The organism is Syntrophomonas sp. UBA5494 (assembly GCF_002426325.1).
On sequence record NZ_DIPG01000071.1, the window covers coordinates 23,041 to 37,245 of the forward strand.

Annotated in this window: 12 protein-coding genes; 8 read left to right on the forward strand and 4 right to left on the reverse strand. The window is 52.8% G+C overall.

What is annotated here, in order from left to right; genetic code table 11:
- Positions 1-73: 73 nt before the first annotated feature.
- Positions 74-1,441 (reverse strand): acetyl-CoA hydrolase/transferase family protein, encoded by a 1,368-nt coding sequence (locus tag B3W37_RS08230; RefSeq protein WP_483170417.1) that lies wholly within the window; start codon positions 1,439-1,441, stop codon positions 74-76.
- 252 nt (positions 1,442-1,693) lie between these two features.
- On the opposite strand from B3W37_RS08230, the gene B3W37_RS08235 reads away from it, so the two are divergent.
- Complete coding sequence (locus B3W37_RS08235; protein WP_483170419.1) at positions 1,694-2,518, forward strand: uroporphyrinogen decarboxylase family protein; 825 nt, start codon at positions 1,694-1,696, stop codon at positions 2,516-2,518.
- A gap of 85 nt (positions 2,519-2,603) precedes the next feature.
- Here B3W37_RS08235 and B3W37_RS08240 read toward each other — a convergent pair whose 3' ends face one another.
- On the reverse strand, positions 2,604-3,356 hold the full coding sequence (locus tag B3W37_RS08240) for a guanylate kinase (RefSeq protein WP_483170420.1): 753 nt from the start codon (positions 3,354-3,356) through the stop codon (positions 2,604-2,606).
- Between the two features lie 529 nt (positions 3,357-3,885).
- On the opposite strand from B3W37_RS08240, the gene B3W37_RS08245 reads away from it, so the two are divergent.
- From B3W37_RS08245 to B3W37_RS08265, 5 genes are all read left to right on the forward strand, one after another.
- The gene (locus tag B3W37_RS08245; RefSeq protein WP_483170463.1) at positions 3,886-4,950 is read left to right on the forward strand and encodes a branched-chain amino acid aminotransferase; all 1,065 of its coding nucleotides are present in this window, start codon (positions 3,886-3,888) and stop codon (positions 4,948-4,950) included.
- 157 nt (positions 4,951-5,107) lie between these two features.
- A complete protein-coding gene (locus tag B3W37_RS08250; RefSeq protein ID WP_483170421.1) occupies positions 5,108-6,094 on the forward strand; it encodes a hypothetical protein in 987 nt (328 codons plus the stop codon).
- Between the two features lie 88 nt (positions 6,095-6,182).
- Entirely contained in the window at positions 6,183-6,662 is a 480-nt protein-coding gene (locus B3W37_RS08255; RefSeq protein WP_483170424.1) for a DsrE/DsrF/DrsH-like family protein, read from the forward strand.
- A 102-nt stretch (positions 6,663-6,764) separates the two neighbouring features.
- Positions 6,765-8,177, forward strand: coding sequence for an aminotransferase class V-fold PLP-dependent enzyme (locus B3W37_RS08260; protein WP_483175330.1), 1,413 nt, complete (start codon positions 6,765-6,767; stop codon positions 8,175-8,177).
- A gap of 303 nt (positions 8,178-8,480) precedes the next feature.
- Positions 8,481-9,176, forward strand: a complete 696-nt coding sequence (locus B3W37_RS08265) for a DUF5714 domain-containing protein (protein WP_483170427.1) — start codon at positions 8,481-8,483, stop codon at positions 9,174-9,176.
- Positions 9,177-9,211: 35 nt separating this feature from the next.
- Here the strand turns inward: B3W37_RS08265 and B3W37_RS08270 are convergent, their stop codons facing one another.
- Both B3W37_RS08270 and B3W37_RS08275 read right to left on the reverse strand, forming a co-directional pair.
- The gene (locus B3W37_RS08270) at positions 9,212-9,385 is read right to left on the reverse strand and encodes an H-type small acid-soluble spore protein (RefSeq protein ID WP_483170428.1); all 174 of its coding nucleotides are present in this window, start codon (positions 9,383-9,385) and stop codon (positions 9,212-9,214) included.
- Between the two features lie 136 nt (positions 9,386-9,521).
- The gene (locus B3W37_RS08275; RefSeq protein WP_483175332.1) at positions 9,522-10,976 is read right to left on the reverse strand and encodes an aminotransferase class I/II-fold pyridoxal phosphate-dependent enzyme; all 1,455 of its coding nucleotides are present in this window, start codon (positions 10,974-10,976) and stop codon (positions 9,522-9,524) included.
- Positions 10,977-11,320: 344 nt separating this feature from the next.
- Here B3W37_RS08275 and B3W37_RS08280 point away from each other — a divergent pair, with 344 nt between their 5' ends.
- On the forward strand, positions 11,321-11,803 hold the full coding sequence (locus B3W37_RS08280; RefSeq protein WP_483175333.1) for an EamA family transporter: 483 nt from the start codon (positions 11,321-11,323) through the stop codon (positions 11,801-11,803).
- 738 nt (positions 11,804-12,541) lie between these two features.
- Positions 12,542-14,205: GspE/PulE family protein (locus B3W37_RS08285; protein ID WP_483175334.1), on the forward strand; the 1,664-nt coding region annotated here is incomplete at its 3' end.

Consider the following 14,205-nt stretch of genomic DNA (forward strand, 5'->3'; position numbering starts at 1 on the left):
GCGCACAGTAATATAAATATAAAAGGACCCTCCCCCTGTAACAGTAATAAGGGGAAGGGTTCTGTTTACTCGATCAGGACTGGGTTATGTTGCTGATTGCGGCACTGAAGCCGGGGTAGAAGTTCTTCTGCAGGGACTTTCTCAGTTCGCCGCGCAGGTCGGGATGGGCGATCTCTATCAAAGCCAGAGCCCGCTGACGGCGGCTTTTGTTTCTCAAGTCGGCCACTCCATACTCCGTGACCACATACTGAGCGTAGGTGCGCGGAACCGTCACCGGAGTGCCCGGGGGAAGCTCAGGCAGGATCGATGATGACAGGCTGCCGTCCGCCTGTTGGCGCGCTGACGACAGCAAAGTGACGCCTTTGCCGCCCTCTGACCAGTAAGAGCCCAGCATGAAGTCCAGCTGCCCTCCGCCCCCGCTAATCATACGGTGTCCCCAGCCTTCGGAGCTGATCTGGCCGCTTAGGTCCATCATGACGGCCATATTTATAGCCACCAGGTTGGGGTATTGAGCCAATTCAACGGGATTGTTGGTGTAGGAGGAGGGATAGAATTCACAGGAAGGATTTTCACTGATGTAATCATAAAGCTCCTGGTCCCCCATACAGATGGTGGCCAGTGTGACCCCGCGATGCCGAGGTTTTCTGGCATTGGTTACGATGCCCTGTTCCACCAGCTTGTTCAGCCCTATAGGGAACATTTCAGTGGTGATACCCAGGTCATGTTTGCCTTCCAGGCCGCACACCACCGCTTCTGAAATGCCGCCGATCCCCATCTGAATAGTGTCGCCGTCATTAATCAGGTCCAGCACGTATCCGGCGATAGTCTTCTCCATTTCGGTCGGCTGACTGCGGGAAAAGATGGGTATAGGGCTGTTGTGTTCGATAAAACAGTCGAATTCGGATACATGCATCCAGTTGTCGCCCAGTACTATGGGCATATTCTCGTTGACCTCGGCGATGGCCAGGCGGAGTTTGCCCGAGGCCTTGCCCTTGCGGACGGTCTCCATGGTGTAAAAATTGGTCAGGCCAAGATTGACGTACCCCTTACTGTTTGGCGGTGTGATCATGACTATGTAGACATCGGAGTTGGCTGCCATCTTATCTCCAAAATCGTGGGCGGTTATTGGTAAAAAATCTGGTATGAGGGTAGAATGAATCCTGCGGATGGTGCTGATGCCAAAGGCCGGGCAATAATCGATCCTGCCCAGTAAATTCCCCATGAACCCGGGGTCGTACAAGCGGTTGGGCCGCAACTGCACTGCATCCGCGATCACAACCCCGGTAAGTTCTTCATGGCGATTCAGAATGGCCTCATACATAGGCGGGGTGCAAGCCCCAACACCAAGGGCAATGCCTACAAAATCCCCGGATTGAACCCTGCCCGCAGCCTCTTCGAAAGAGGCCTGATTCTTGCGATAATGCTCCTCCCAAACTGACATTTACTATACCCCTCCTTATAATATGCGGTAACGCCGCTATTCCTTGTTTATCTATACAGGATATACTGGCATTCTCTATAAGCGTATTCCGCTTTTTGGATTATTTTTCCTTCTTTCCGCCGACAGAATGTTGGGATGCTAAATACATTTATTGACATCTGCTATAATATTTTTAGTTGGAAGATAATAAAGTAACTTTATACTACAGGCCAGAGGCAGCCATAATAATTTTTCAAGGAAGCCAGCAGTGATATGGGTCGTTTACGCGTATGGAATGCGCTCCGCAAAACAAAATCTGACCGGCCCCCCAAAGGGGAGATGGTGATTGAGGATGCTTTCCTCCGGGAGGCCGGGCTGTCCAGAGAAGCCCTGCTGGAGGAACTGCAGGCTGATTTAGTAAGCCTGCCCGTCGATTTTCGATCCAATATAGACTGGTCTTATTGGTCCGGAAAGGACTATTTTACCTTCGCCTTAATCAACGGACCTTTTAATACTTTGATCGAATCACTGGGATGGGTTCGGGCCTCGGAGTGGATAGTGCATAAGCCCAGCATCAGCCGGGGGTTCATGGGCAATTATCTGGAAAGTATCTATAAAGCGGTCGCCGGTGCGTTGGAGGGGGGCTGCGAGGGGCTTATTCTGGGAGATGATCTGGCTGGGAAAAGCGGTCTCCTGGTAGATCCGGCTTACTTGTGCAAGTATTATTTTCCTGAATTGCGGTGCTGGCTGAAGAAAATGCAGGTGTCAGACATCCCCATACTGTTTCATTCCGACGGCGATGTCACAGGGATAATCCCCGATCTGGCCCGGGCGGGGTTCTGGGGCATACACGGCCTGCAACCGGATGCCGGTATGAACCCCGGTGTTGTTCCGCCTGAAATGATTAAGACCTGGGTGTGGTGGGGCAATTTGCAGTTTGAAGGGCCACTGGGCTTGAAAGACCCTTTTCAGCTCAAATCGGAAGCCACCAAGCTGTGCCGGGATTGGGGCCGGGCTCCCGGTTACATCCTGGGCTCCTGCGGGGGCCTCTATCCCGGACTTCCCCTGGAACTGGCAAGAGCCGCCTACCGGACATAAATTGTCAGGGGTATGAAGTTGATACACTACAGAGAGTAGGTCGATATCCTCGTGCCCCTGACACCAATAAACCGTAGTCAGTAATTTATTTCTCAGGCCACAAATCCTTATCCCACTTTTCGGCATGGGAGGCAGGCTCATTGCGCAGCAAAGCGGCAAAAGCCTCCACTGCTTTTAAAGCGTCGCCAAGCGGATAGTAGAAAGCATTCCAGTTTTCACTGTCCTCACCGTCATGGTTGGGGATGATCCAATCAAAATGCCAGGCCAGCTCCAATTCCAGAGGCGCGCTGCCGGCCCGCTTCTCGATGTTTTCCAGATCCTTAAGAGAGAGGATGCCCTTTTGTCTCTGGGTGCGGCGCAAGAGTTTACGGCGCATCATATCCACCAGCGTTTCCCTTACCCTGACGCCGCGGTTCTGCAGCCAGATGATCTCCGCCTTGGAAAGCGGGGACAAAAACACCCGCAAGATATGCACCTCCGCCATCGCGGGGAGACTCCAAATGGCTTGGGGAACGTAAGGATTGCCCTCGAAAAGCACATCCTGACCGTTATCCAGGACGCTGAACAGCTCCCGGGTATCCAGGCCTTGCAGATCGCCGCGAACCTCCAAAAGCATAAAATCATCGCCTTCACTTAAGCGCTCCATTTCTTCGTGACTGCGGAAATAGTAGTCTACCCCTTCGTTTTCACCCGGACGCGGGCTGCGGGTATTATACATCACCAGCTTGCGAAGTTTGGCCTCCTGGGCAGGGTACATCAATTTAAGGGCGTTGCACAGCGGCCCTTTGCCTGCGCAGGACGGCCCGCCCAGCAATACCAAACGGCCTCGATCTGACATAAATCCCCCTCCTTTTTATGTCTATCCCTGCAAAATTCGGCGTTTCAATAGCCATATCCTGCTTATATAGGAATCTGCATGCTGTGTCAATGCTTGTGGTGAGGAGTGGTACTTGAACATAAAACTTGACTGTCAGGGCTGCGATGATTCTTATATGCATCGCATAGTGACAGGGGGGAAACTTATCCCTGGTCATTTTCAGGAGCGAAGGCGGGAAACGCCGCTATGCCGGCGCCCGGCTCATTGCCGGGCAAGGTGGTTGTGATTACTGAATGAATCAAAAAATGACACCAGGAAAATGCCCCCGTGTGTCGGGGAGGGAAATGTTTACTGCAATTACTTGATGATACGCCCTTGTTTTTGTTCCCCTGTAGTGCAATAATTAAATTCATATAAAAACCTGCAAATCGCTTCATACCGGAGTTCTTGCGTATTGTATGCTGTATACAGACAAATGTATATAAAAACCTGAAATCAACCTTAGAAAGGGCTCATATATTTTTGGAGGATAGAGGTGATCATTATGTCCATGGAAATCAAAATTACCAGGACGAGCTCTCCCAAGGCTAAACCGGATCAGAACGACCTTCCTTTCGGAGAGTTTTTTACCGACCACATGTTTGTTATGGATTACACCGCAGGCAATGGCTGGCACGATCCCAGGATAGTACCTTACGGCCCTCTGCAGCTTGACCCCTCCACCATGGTGTTCCACTACGGACAGGCGATTTTCGAAGGGATGAAAGCCTACAAAACCAGAGACGGCCGCATCAATCTATTTCGTCCCTACGCCAACATGGAGCGGGCCAACATCTCCAATGAAAGGCTGGTGATACCGCCTTTGGATGTAGACTTCGCTGTGGAGGCCATCAAGACACTGGTAAAATTTGATAGCGATTGGGTGCCCGAAGCTGAAGGCACATCGTTGTATATAAGGCCTTTTATCATTTCCACCGATCCCTACCTGGGGGTGCGCCCCTCGCTTACATATAAATTTATGGTGATTACCTGCCCGGTTGGGGCTTATTATCCGGAAGGACTGGATCCCGTCAAGATTTATGTGGAGAGCAATTATGTCCGGGCCGTCAAAGGCGGAACCGGCCATACCAAAACCCCGGGCAACTATGCTGCCAGTCTGAAAGCCCAGATTGAGGCCAAAGAAAAGCATTACAGTCAGGTTTTATGGCTTGATGGTGTGGAGAAGAAATACATCGAAGAAGTCGGCACTATGAATGTGATGTTCAAGATCGACGGAACCGTGGTGACTCCGGCTCTGGAAGGCAGTATTTTGGGGGGCATCACCCGCGATTCGTCCCTGGCTTTGCTCAAGCATTGGGGGGTGCCGGTCGAAGAAAGAAGGGTCAGCATACAGGAGATCTATGCGGCTCATGAACAGGGAAAACTGGAAGAGGCCTTTGGCACCGGCACTGCCGCGGTCATTTCTCCCATCGGGGAACTCAATTGGGACGGCAGAATCATCACTATCAACAATGGCGATATCGGTGAGATATCGCACCGCTTATACGACACCATGACCGGCATACAGTATGGTCAGGTAGAGGATCCCTTCGGCTGGGTGGTTGAAGTGAAGTAGTTCGATAATGGATAATGAGGACGTTATGGTATGTGGCGGCACAACCATAACGTCCTTCGTGTCCTCAACTAAAAACTGCCGATTCGGTTTTAACAAGTGAACTTTTAGTTAAAACTGTCGATATAATAAACAGAAAGAGGAGAGGAGGGGCCTGAAGATGCTGATGGTCTTTTGGTTTGCATGGCAACAGAAGTTAAAAATGCTGCGGCACAATCTCGATTATCAAGCCGGAGACCTGTATTTTGCTCCACTCATTCCTGATTTTCTAATGGATTACACCCGCAAACTCTGCCCGTCGATTGAATCCGGGGAAAAGCCCTATTGCTTGTATTTCACCTGTAAAGACCATGGCCGGGTACCTATTCTTATAATGCTGACCGACCAGAAGCTGCATTATTTCAACCCCTACAGACCTGTCACCGCGGAATGGGGAGCCATTCGGGAAGTCGGCTCTATACCGCTGGGGGCGGTAGCCCGGTTTAAGGTGCAAAGCCGACCCTTGCGCACCCTGGTTACAGTAAATGAGCAGGAATTTCTGACCTTGCCCTTTCAGATCAGCCCTGTAACAGCAGTCCGCCTTAAAGCCGCAGTGGATATGAAAAAAGGCCGCCAGGCGGTAAACACCAATATTAAAGAAACCTATCTCGACCCGGAACGATCCATTGACGGTCACAACCTGGCTGAGATCACCAACCATTTCCTGGATCAATTTGTGCCTCTGTTCAATTTCTACACCAGTCCCTTTAAGGAAAGGCACATGGAGGAAATCAAAGCAACTTATGGCTGCCGCCCGGAAGAGGAGACCCCTCTCATCCATCTGCCCTTGAACCAGGTAGGGAATAACCATTGCGGGGTGTTGATCACCAGCGAAAACATGTACGTGCTTCGCGGTGCAGTTGAGGTTATTCCACTCTCGCAGATATACCAGGCTGGCCTGGCCAGGGTTAATAACGCGGTCTATTTGCATATCAACGGGGAATGCCGGGGCATTCTTTATGAAGAACACAATGCCTTTGATGAGCGCAATACCCGGGTCCTGCAGACACTCTTGCGGGTTTACCGGCGCGCCCTTAATAGCTATAAACCGGTACCTGCCAGCAGTTCATTCCCGGCCTTTTTCCTGAATCCGGATCGGCGCAATTGACGACCCGGTATAAAAACAGCATCCTGAGCAGAAGCTAAGACTGCCCCTAAGCCTTCAGGGGCGGTCTTTTCATTTAAGGAGTGATGACATGGAGAAGAGCGGTTTCAGTATTCTGTTATTCAGCGGGGACTACGATAAATGCCTGGCAGCAATGATCTTGGCCAACGGGGCGCGTGATCTGGAAATGGAAGTTGATGTGTTTTGCGCCTTCTGGGGCTTGCTGCTGTTGCGCGACCCCGAGAAGCTAAGTACAGAAGACAAGGATTTATACGAGAAAATGTTCACTGTGGCAACACCCTCAGGGGCGGAGGACCTGCCGTTGTCTAAAATGAATATGGCCGGCCTTGGCAAACAAATGCTGCTCAATATGATGGATTCCAAGGAAGCTCCCCAGCTGGGAGAATTTCTGCATGGCGCCTTTAATAAAAGGGTGCGCTTTCATGCCTGCGAGCTTTCCATGAAAATCATGGGCTTTACGGCCGAAGAGATGCTTGAAGGGGTTGAAGTAAACACTGTGCATGACTATTTACAGCAGGCCAGGAAGGCGGAAATCCAACTCTTTATATAAAACCGCCCCGTCATTGATTCTGTAAAATGTGCATACTGTGTTCCCAAATCTAGCCTCCATTCATAACATATAAGAAAACATTATGTGACAGGATGAATGCATTTGTTTTCTATACCCGTTATGACCAGCCCCAGTACTGCGCTGCGCAATAATATCCATGGCATAAACATCAAAGTGCCGGTGTTGGGAAAGAAGAAAACTCCCTTTATTTTTTTTGACAACGCTGCCAGCACCCCGCCTCTTAAATCAGTTCTGCAGCAAATGAATGAATTTATGAAATGGTATTCCGGTGTTCACCGTGGCACCGGCTATAAATCCTTGATAGCGTCCCGGGTCTATGACCACAGCCATGAAGTGATCGGCGATTTTGTCGGGGCTGACCCCAGTCTGGACACCGTAATTCTGGTCAAAAACACCACTGAGGCCATCAATAAATTATCTTACCGCCTGGAACTTAAACCCGGTGATGTGGTGATCACTACCGCCATGGAGCACCACTCCAATGACCTGCCCTGGCGCAGCCAGGCTCGAGTTGAGTATCTCAGGCTGAATGACAGGGGCCAGCTGGATATGGATCACCTCGACAGCCTCTTAAAAAAGCATTATCCCCGGGTCAAACTGGTGGCGGTCTGCGGGGCCTCCAATGTGACCGGACATATCAATAAAGTCCATCAGATTGCGGAGCTGGCCCATGGCTTCAGAGCCAGGATACTGGTCGACGGCGCGCAATTGATTCCCCATCACAGTTTTGATATGAAGCCCCACGCTCATCCCCAGCACATCGATTTTTTGGCCTTCTCCGGGCATAAGATTTTCGCCCCCTATGGATGCGGGGTATTGATCGGGCCGCGGAAGTTATTCGCCCGGGGCGCTCCGGAATACAGCGGCGGCGGCACCGTGAATATGGTATTCTCCCAGGCGGTTTACTGGGGGGTTCCCCCGGACCGGGACGAGGCCGGCTCCCCCAATGTCCCCGGTGCTTACGCCCTTGCTGCCACTTTGAATTTCATTAAAAAACTGGGCATGCTGCGGCTGAGCCACAGCGAACAGCGACTTACTGCTTATTTGATGGAGCAGCTGGGTCATAACCGCGAGGTGATCCTGTATGGAAGTACCCCCCGGGTGGGGGTGATCAGTTTCAACCTCAAAGGCCTGCCCCATGCCCTGGTGGGAGCCGTACTGTGTTTCGAAGCCGGCATCGGGGTGCGCACCGGGTGCTTCTGTGCCCAGGGGTATGTCAGGCAGCTCTTGGGGGAAAAGGAAAACCCGGGCCATCTGGAATACTATCAGAAGAAGCAGCTCCATAAATTGCCGGGCATGGTGCGCATCAGCCTGGCGGCTTATAACACCAAGGAGGAAGCAGACATTCTGCTGCAAAAGCTGGAACAGATCAGCAAGAATAAGAAGGCCTATAGTGACAGGTATCACTGGTCGGAGCAATTGGGAACCTACATACCCAAAAACCTGGCAGTGGGATCCCTGGCGGATCACATCTTCCAACAGGTAAGCCCTTAATAATTAGAAGCGAAAGCCACTTTGCCCCATATATGACATGCTGTCCGGGAGCTTTTCTGCCTGGACATACCCGACCAGCGGAGTCAGGTTATGCCTGCAAGGCGCTGGGCCTCCCGCTGCGGTCTGCCCGCCATCCCGACCCTTTCCTGCCGGTATCGGCCATCATGAGCCCCCTATGTTATACTTAATTAAGCTGTTAAAAAAACGGGGGATTTCAGGATGCTGGAGCACAAGCCAAGGCGTTGGTGAGAAGCGGGCGGGGACTGTGCCGGTGGGTACGGTGAAAACCAGGATCTTTGCCAGGTGTGCGGGGAAAAGATTGAATATCTGCAGGGCGGACGGGAAATGAGCTGCCATTTCTGCGGTAAAACTGAACTGGCCCATGTACACTGCGGTCAAGGCCATTATATTTGCGAATCATGCCATGGCGAGCGTTATCTGCGCCCCATGCGCAGCTTCATGAAGCTGGCTGAAGGCGATAATCCCTTGCTCCTGGCCGAAGGCATGTTAAATAAAATCCCTCTGCCGATGCTGGGCTGTGAGCATGCCTGGATAGCCGTGGCAGCCTTGATGGTGGCCTTGAAAAATCATGGACCCCTTAAGATAACTGAGGAGATGATGGAAGAGGCCCTGAGCCGAACCCGCAAACAGGCTATCGGCGCCTATTGCGGATTAACCGGCATTTGTGGCATGGCTCCGGCTATGGGCGCGGTTTTCAGCGTTATCCTGGGGGCGAGCTGCCCTGGCGACCTGGAGACCAGCACTACCATGAGAGCGGTGTCAAAGGTTATTGCCGCCATAGCCGACGAAACCGGCCCCTGCTGCTGCAAGAATTTTCTCCGCACGTCCTTGATCACTGCTGCTCAGGTATTGCAGGAAACCCTGCAAATCGACCTGCCCGTGGCGGCGGAAATTTACTGTATCGACAGTGACCGGCACCCCCACGGCTGCCGCGAGGAGCGCTGCCGCTATTATTGGAAACATGCCCCCATGGGCTGAAAATCAATCCTGGTAATCCTGTGAAGCACCCTGTCTCACACACTCTCAATCAGATCACGCACCGGCACTTCCGCTTTTTGACGGCGGTCGAGGAAATCGATCCGGGCCTGATCCCCGTTGATATCTTCTATCCAAATCGGTTCTCCCTGGTATAATACCTCAATAACCCCCAAGGAATTAACGATATCGTGTGCCCGCTCTATATCCATAGCTGATAAACCTCCCATAAGTGATATATAGTTAGTTTCCCAGCCACAAAGATTTTTATGTTGCCGATAATTGGGTGGGAGTAAGGCTGCTCAATCGCCAATAGACAGTTGGACGCAAGCGGAAGCTTCCCTCGTGTCACTGGGAGCCCAGGATTCGGATGCAGTTGACTTTGGGGTCGGCAGTGCCTTGCAGGGCGCAGCCCTGCTGTTTGAGCAATTCTATATAATCGATCATGTTGGCGGTTATGCGCTCTCCGGGCAGGACCACCGGAATCCCCGGGGGGTAGGCCATCAGCATCTCAGCGGCGATTTCGCCGTCAGCGGCCTGAAGCGACACCGATTTAGTGGGGCTGTAAAAAGCGTCCCGGGGGGAGACGATCATCTCCGGAGGAGGAGGTATTTCGAAATAAAAGGGGCTATTTTTATGTTTGGCCTCGGAGGCCAGTTGAGTCAGGGCCTCAACCAATTGCCGCACTTGCAGCTCGTTGTCCCCGATGGTGACTATGGCCAATATATTGTGTAAGTCCGACATCTCCACTTGTATATTGAAACGCTTGCGCAAGGTGTCTTCAACCTGATAGCCGCTTATCCCCAGAGCGGCAACGTGAATTCCCAGTTTGGTTTCATCGAAACCGTAACAGCCCGGCTTGCCTAACATCTCTGGCCCGAAAGCATACAACTCCGCAATCCGGTTGATGGAATCCCGGGCTCCCCTGGCCAGCTGCAGGGTCTGGCTCAACAGTTTGCGGCCCTGCAGGGCCATCTGCTTGCGGGCCAGATCCAGGGAAGCCATCAAAAGATAGGAGGCACTGGAGGTATAGGTCAAGTCAAGCACATGTTTGACCCGCTCCACCGCGATCATTTTACTCCGGTACAACAGGACCGACGACTGAGTCAGCGAACCCGAGGTTTTATGCATACTGGCGGCACTCATATCGGCCCCGGCTTCCATGGCGGTGACCGGGAAGCCGGGATGGAAGTACAAATGGGCTCCATGAGCTTCATCGACTAAGACCGCCATATCATAGCTGTGGGCCAGATTGACTATTGCCTTTAAATCAGCAGCTATGCCGTAATAACTGGGATTTATCACCAGAACCGCTCGGGCATGGGGATGGGCTTTGATAACCATTTCCATATCCGACAGGGACACCCCGGTGGCTATACCCAAACGGCGGTCGCATTGCGGTTGTACATATACCGGCATGGCGCCGCTGAGGATGATGCCTCCAAAGGTTGACTTGTGGGCGTTGCGGGGAATGATGATCTCACTGCCCGGTTCACAGGCTGCCATGATCATGGCCTGCACCCCGGAAGTGGTCCCGTTGACCAGGAAATAGGCCCGCCGGGCATGGAAAGCCCTGGCCATCAGCATCTGAGCTTCCCTTATCACCCCGGAGGGGTTGCCGATAAAGTCTAAATCTTTCATTCCGTTGACATCCATACCGAGCAGCTGTTGCCCCGAAAGGGAAGCCATTTCCGGCAAGCCCCGCCCCTGCTTGTGCCCGGGCACGTGAAAAGGGACCACCCCATCCTTCACATATTTCAGAACTGCCTCATAGAGAGGGGCGGCGGATTGTTCTTTTTGCACCTCATAATACCCTCCCGGAGCTGGTTATTTCATAAATGCAAACGGTTAATAGATATCTTGCCCATACTCCTAACATATGCAGGACAGGTAAAGGTTGGTGCAGACACCAGGTATATGAACTGCACGATTCAGTACAGAATCAGGGCATAAACCGAATATCTATAGCCGGCGTGAAACATAGGCGGGCTGGAATTTAGCATGATTTGAAAGCGGAAGCAATAGGATGGTAACAGAGTCCGCTAAAGTTAAGGGAGGGGACCGGCGGGCTGCCTGAATGCCGGGAGGGGTTGGCAGCCTTGAAAGCCCTGTTCAGCGCCAAATCCTGGGCAAGAGGATATAAAAATGTGAAGCTTAACTGGTATGACCAAGCCAGGCGCTTCCTGGGCAACGCCTTAAGGAGAAACCGCATGATGGTTATCTGGATTGCTGTATTTGGCATGATCTGCTGGGGTATTGCGCCGATTTTCGCCAAAGTGGGCCTGCGGGGGGTCAACCCTGCAGCGGCCTTGATTGTTCGTACCATATTCGCCTTCATCATCGTCACCGGCTGGGTGGCCATGAGCGGCTCTATGGGGGATCTTTTAAAAGGATTTACCTGGCAGGTGGGTCTGCTCCTGGGCATGGAAGCCATCCTGGCCACTGTGATAGGGGACCTGGCCTTCTATACCGCTGTCAAATACGGGGATGTGAGCGTAGTATCCCTGATCATGGCCAGCGCCCCCCTGGTCACGGTCATCTGCGCGGTTCTGCTCCTGGGGGAAAGCCTCACCATCTGGAAAGTCCTGGGGGCCTGCTATGTGATGCTGGGCATCCTCCTCTTGATATAAAAGCCCCTCATGAAAAACGTCTGTCTCCTTAAAATCCTTGCCGGCCGGCGGGGCTCCTCGGCCCCGCTGCAAATCGGTTGTACTTTCTCCGGAAACCCTCCGCAAATTACCCCCGATCAATTCTCCCCATTCTCCTTCCGCTAGGGCAGCCAGGTAAAGGATCCCAATGATTATTCGCGGGCAGAGATGCCCGAATTTTGGGCAATAAGTCGAATGCCGCCTGATTCAGATCTGATTTTGGCACGAACTGTGTCAAAATATCATGGAAAATTTATGAAAAAAGCACTATAATAATTGCAACACAATTCCCAATCAATTAAAGACCCGCGCCTTATGCAGACAATTCCGCCTGATCCCCGCAATCTGTGAACAGGCAGGAAATGGATAATTTAACTCAGGCTCGGGATCAGATAGCAGATATATGGCCTGGGGGATCACGGCAATCTGTCCTGGCCTCAAGAATTCCCTTAAAGCCAATAGCATTAGATTAATGGGGCTATAAGCCCGTAGGTCCTGGGCCGGATAAAAAAGTCCCCGGATTATGCCTCAAGGTCACAAGAAAATTTGGGACAAATTATGGAAATTTAGAGGTTTTTTAGAAAAGCGTGTCGAAGCCTAATAATCTGGAAAATATTATCGGCCTCTGGCCGACTTTGGCAGGTTGATCAATCCGCACTGCGGCACTAAATACAGCAAAATCAGTACAGCCTGGTTCGGGGAAAGAGAAGTGAAACGCCTATGAAACGGATTAGACTTGGTGAAAAACTGCTGGAAAACGGGCTCATCACTGCGGAGCAACTGGAATCGGCCCTGCAGGATCAGAAGCAATCCGGGGACAAGCTGGGGCGGATTCTGATCCGCAGGGGCATAATCAACGAGCATCAGCTCCTGGAGATACTGGAATATGTTTTGGGGATACCCTATGTGGTCCTGACCAAGCTGGACATCGCCCAGGAAGCGGTGGTATTGCTGCCCCCCCATATGATCCGCAAGCACCGGGTTCTGCCGGTGGAAGCCAAAAACGGGCGCATCACCCTGGCCATGGTGGATCCCTTGAACTATGAAGCCATCGATGATGTGCGCATCTATACCAGCCTGGACGTACTGCCCATCATCGTCAGCGAGAAAGAGATGGACCTGGCCATACAGCAGCTCTCCAGCCTGCGTTTTGACAGCAAAATGGAGCAGCTTTTGGGGGAATTGCGCCAGGATGAAAAAGCCGCCACCCTCCAGATAAGCCCGGTGGATGAAATCGAAGACGACGCCCCCATCATCCGCATGGTCAATTCCATCATGTCCCAGGCGGTGCAGGCCCGGGCCTCGGATATACATATCGAGCCTCAGGAGAGCTATGTCAGGGTGCGGTTCCGCATCGACGGGGAGCTTTTCGAGGTTTTGGAACTGCCCCAAAAATCCATGGCAGCAGTGGCCTCCCGGCTGAAGATAATGGCCAATCTGGACATCTCCGAGCGCAGGCTGCCCCAGGACGGCCGCACCCGCCTGATGGTGGAAGGCCGGGAGGTGGACTTCCGCATCTCCTCCATGCCCTCGATGATGGGGGAGAAGATGGTTTTAAGGGTCCTGGACCGGGCCGCGGCCTTATACACTTTGGAAGACCTGGGCTTCAGCCCGGTGAACCTGGAGAAGATGAACGCCATCATCAAAAGGCCCCACGGCATGATTTTAGTTACCGGCCCCACCGGCTCGGGAAAGACCACCACCATGTACAGCATATTGATCCGGGTCAACTCGGTGGGGAAGAACCTGATCACTTTAGAAGACCCGGTGGAATACGCCCTGCCCGGCATCAATCAGGTGCAGATCAACATCAAGGCCGGGCTCACCTTCCCCGCGGGGCTGCGCTCCGTACTGCGCCAGGACCCGGACATCGTCATGGTGGGGGAAATGCGTGACGGGGAGACCGCCCAGCTGGGAGTCAGGGCCGCCCTGACCGGGCACCTGTTGCTGTCAACTGTCCATACCAACAGCGCCGCCGGCACCATGGCCCGTATGGTCAATATGGGCATAGAGAACTACCTGTTGAGTTCTTCTCTGATCGGCGTCGTCTCCCAGCGCCTGGTGCGCCGCCTGTGTCCCAACTGCCGCCAGCCTTATGAGCTGGACGGGGAAACCGCCCGGAGATTGGGCCTGAACGGCCAGGCAGAGCAGGTGTTTTACCGGGCGGAAGGCTGCAACATGTGCCTCAATACCGGCTATATGGGGCGCCTGGCCCTCCATGAGGTGATGGTGTTGGGGCCGGAGATCCGCCAGGCCATCAACAGCGGTATAAATTCCGAAGACGTATTGCAGGACATCGCGGTAAGGGAGGGCATGGTCGGCATACGCCAGGACGGCATTGAAAAGGCCCGGACCGGGCTGACCTCCCTGGAAGAAGTGATGAA

Bases quoted from the DNA above. Each gene is read 5' to 3' on its own strand.
- B3W37_RS08230 (WP_483170417.1), bottom strand. From the start codon at position 1,441: ATGTCAGTTTGGGAGGAGCATTATCGCAAGAATCAGGCCTCTTTCGAA.
- B3W37_RS08235 (WP_483170419.1), top strand. From the start codon at position 1,694: ATGGGTCGTTTACGCGTATGGAATGCGCTCCGCAAAACAAAATCTGAC.
- B3W37_RS08240 (WP_483170420.1), bottom strand. From the start codon at position 3,356: ATGTCAGATCGAGGCCGTTTGGTATTGCTGGGCGGGCCGTCCTGCGCA.
- B3W37_RS08245 (WP_483170463.1), top strand. From the start codon at position 3,886: ATGGAAATCAAAATTACCAGGACGAGCTCTCCCAAGGCTAAACCGGAT.
- B3W37_RS08250 (WP_483170421.1), top strand. From the start codon at position 5,108: ATGCTGATGGTCTTTTGGTTTGCATGGCAACAGAAGTTAAAAATGCTG.
- B3W37_RS08255 (WP_483170424.1), top strand. From the start codon at position 6,183: ATGGAGAAGAGCGGTTTCAGTATTCTGTTATTCAGCGGGGACTACGAT.
- B3W37_RS08270 (WP_483170428.1), bottom strand. From the start codon at position 9,385: ATGGATATAGAGCGGGCACACGATATCGTTAATTCCTTGGGGGTTATT.